Below are 3,116 nucleotides of genomic sequence, written 5' to 3'. Positions count from 1 at the left end.
CGGATGGAAGTGATCCGGTGCTTCTGCTCGACGACGTGTTCGCCGAGCTCGACACCGCCCGGCGGCGGGCGCTGGTCGAGGTGGCGGCATCGGCCGAACAGGTTCTGGTGACCGCCGCAGTGTCGGAGGACATTCCAGAGGATTGGGACGCGCGTCGACTGACGATCGGTATGCGCGACGACGATTCGGGGCGTCTCTCGGAGGTGGTCACGTGACGGAATCACCCGAGGATGCCGACAACGGCGATGACGCCGCGATCCCTGGCCCGTCGGAGTCGTTGGCGCATCTGAAGGGAATGGATCTGGTTCGCCGCACGCTCGAGGAAGCCCGAGGTGCGGCGCGCAGTCAGGGCAAGGACGTCGGGAGGGGGCGGACGTCGTCGGCAAAGCCTCCCCCGGTGCGCGGGACGCGACGCAGGTGGTCGGGTCCGGGGCCTGACCCGAGAGATCCTCAAACCTTGGCGGCCGCGACGTCGGATTTGGCGAAGAACCGCGGCTGGTCGTCCCGGGTGGCGGAGGGCACGGTGTTCGGGCAGTGGGCGACGGTAGTCGGTGAGCAGATCGCCGAACACGCCAATCCCGCCTCGCTGCGCGAAGGAGTCCTGACCGTCGAGGCCGAGTCGACGGCCTGGGCCACCCAACTTCGCATGGTGCAGGCCCAACTCCTTGCCAAGATCGCCGCGGCCGTTGGCGACGGTGTCGTGACGTCGTTGAGAATCGTCGGTCCGGCCGCGCCGTCCTGGCGCAAGGGCAAGTACAACGTGCCGGGCCGGGGCCCGCGTGACACCTATGGATGACCTTCCACATCGGTGTTCTGAGAGCGCCGACAACGTTTCGAGGGCCGTTCTCAAGCGTCGGGACGCGGCAAGAACCGCGAAATTCCGCGCACGTCGCAATTAGGTGTGCAGAAACGCAGCCTCAGAGTCAGTCCTGACGGTGCGTGACGGTAGACTGGTGGAGATTCGCCAGGGGCGCTGTCGACCCCCGGCCGGCATTCCCCGCCTCAAGACCAAGGAGACGCGTCGAACGTGACTGCCCAGAAGAAGAGTGCTCCCAAGGAATACGGTGCCGACTCGATCACCATTCTCGAAGGGCTCGAGGCAGTCCGCAAACGTCCTGGCATGTACATCGGGTCCACCGGTGAGCGTGGTCTGCACCATCTCGTCTGGGAGGTGGTGGACAACGCCATCGACGAAGCGATGGCCGGGTACGCCACCCGCGTCGACGTCAAGATCCTCGGCGACGGCAGCGTGCAGGTGACCGACGACGGTCGTGGCATCCCCGTGGCGATGCACGCAACCGGCGTCCCCACCGTCGACGTGGTCATGACCCAGCTGCACGCCGGCGGCAAGTTCGGTGGCGAGAACAGTGGGTACCGCGTCAGCGGCGGTCTGCACGGCGTCGGCGTGTCGGTGGTCAATGCCCTGTCGACCAGGCTCGAGGCCACGATTCTTCGGGACGGCCACGAGTGGTTCCAGTACTACGACCGGTCCGTCCCCGGCACCCTGAAGCAGGGCGGCCCCTCGACGAAGACCGGCACCACCATCCGGTTCTGGGCCGACCCCGACATCTTCGAGACCACCGTCTACGACTTCGAGACCGTGGCGCGGCGCCTGCAGGAGATGGCCTTCCTCAACAAGGGACTCACCATCGACCTGATCGACGAGCGCGTCACCGCCGACGAGGTCGTCGACGAGGTCGTGAGCGACACGGCGGACGCCCCGAAGTCAGCCGACGAGAAGGAAGCCGAGTCGAAGGCGCCCCACAAGGTCAAGCACCGCACCTTCCACTATCCCGGCGGTCTGGTCGACTTCGTCAAGCACATCAACCGCACCAAGACCCCGATCCAGCAGAGCATCATCGACTTCGACGGCAAGGGTCCCGACCACGAGGTCGAGATCGCAATGCAGTGGAATGCAGGCTATTCCGAGTCGGTGCATACCTTCGCGAACACCATCAACACGCACGAGGGTGGCACCCATGAAGAGGGCTTCCGCAGCGCGCTGACCACGGTGGTCAACAAGTACGCCAAGGACAAGAAGCTGCTCAAGGAGAAGGATCCCAACCTCACCGGCGACGACATTCGCGAGGGTCTGGCCGCAGTCATCTCGGTGAAGGTCGGCGACCCGCAGTTCGAGGGTCAGACCAAGACCAAGCTGGGCAATACCGAGGTCAAGTCGTTCGTGCAGAAGATCTGCAACGAGCAGCTCACCCACTGGTTCGAGGCCAATCCGGCCGAGGCCAAGACAGTCGTCAACAAGGCGGTTCAGTCAGCGCAGGCTCGGATGGCCGCGCGCAAGGCGCGTGAGCTGGTGCGCCGCAAGAGCGCCACCGACATCGGCGGCCTGCCTGGCAAGTTGGCCGACTGCCGCTCGACAGATCCAAGACTGTCGGAAGTGTATGTGGTGGAGGGCGATTCGGCCGGTGGCTCGGCCAAGAGCGGCCGTGACTCGATGTACCAGGCGATCCTCCCGCTGCGCGGCAAGATCATCAACGTCGAAAAGGCGCGCATCGACCGTGTTCTGAAGAACACCGAAGTTCAGGCGATCATCACCGCGCTCGGCACCGGCATCCACGACGAGTTCGACATCTCCAAACTGCGGTATCACAAGATCGTGCTGATGGCCGACGCCGACGTCGACGGGCAGCACATCTCGACGCTGCTGCTGACGCTGCTGTTCCGATTCATGAAGCCGCTCATCGAGAATGGGCACGTGTTCCTTGCGCAGCCGCCGCTGTACAAGCTGAAGTGGCAGCGCAGCGAGCCCGAGTTCGCCTACTCCGACCGCGAACGCGACGGTCTTCTGGAGGCCGGTCGGGCGGCGGGCCGAAAGATCAACGCCGAAGACGGAATTCAGCGTTATAAGGGTCTCGGAGAGATGGATGCGAAGGAACTGTGGGAGACCACGATGGATCCCAGTGCGCGGGTACTGCGCCGCATCACGCTCGACGATGCCGCCGCTGCCGACGAACTGTTCTCCATCCTGATGGGCGAGGACGTCGAAGCTCGCCGCAGCTTCATCACCCGCAACGCGAGAGACGTTCGCTTCCTTGATGTTTGACGCTTCTTGAACTCCGTACCACATCCCTAGCTGCTCATAGACGAGCGAGGAGCAC

The 3,116-nt window shown here is 64.5% G+C and carries 2 protein-coding genes and 1 pseudogene; all 3 read left to right on the top strand.

All coding sequences use genetic code 11. From position 1 onward, the window contains the following. Nucleotides 1-215 (top strand): annotated as a pseudogene (locus tag ABW137_RS14405) (DNA replication/repair protein RecF); the annotation flags it as partial. A gap of 41 nt (nucleotides 216-256) precedes the next feature. Further along, complete coding sequence (locus tag ABW137_RS14400) at nucleotides 257-796, top strand: DUF721 family protein (protein ID WP_526401023.1); 540 nt, start codon at nucleotides 257-259, stop codon at nucleotides 794-796. Between the two features lie 231 nt (nucleotides 797-1,027). After that, the gene (gene gyrB, locus ABW137_RS14395; protein ID WP_526401021.1) at nucleotides 1,028-3,061 is read left to right on the top strand and encodes a DNA topoisomerase (ATP-hydrolyzing) subunit B; all 2,034 of its coding nucleotides are present in this window, start codon (nucleotides 1,028-1,030) and stop codon (nucleotides 3,059-3,061) included. The last annotated feature ends 55 nt before the right edge of the window (nucleotides 3,062-3,116 follow it).

Source organism: Mycobacterium sp., from assembly GCF_040509115.1.
Classification (GTDB): domain Bacteria; phylum Actinomycetota; class Actinomycetes; order Mycobacteriales; family Mycobacteriaceae; genus Mycobacterium.
The sequence above is the reverse complement of the archived record's forward strand: the minus strand, read 5'-3'. Positions and strand labels throughout refer to the sequence as shown.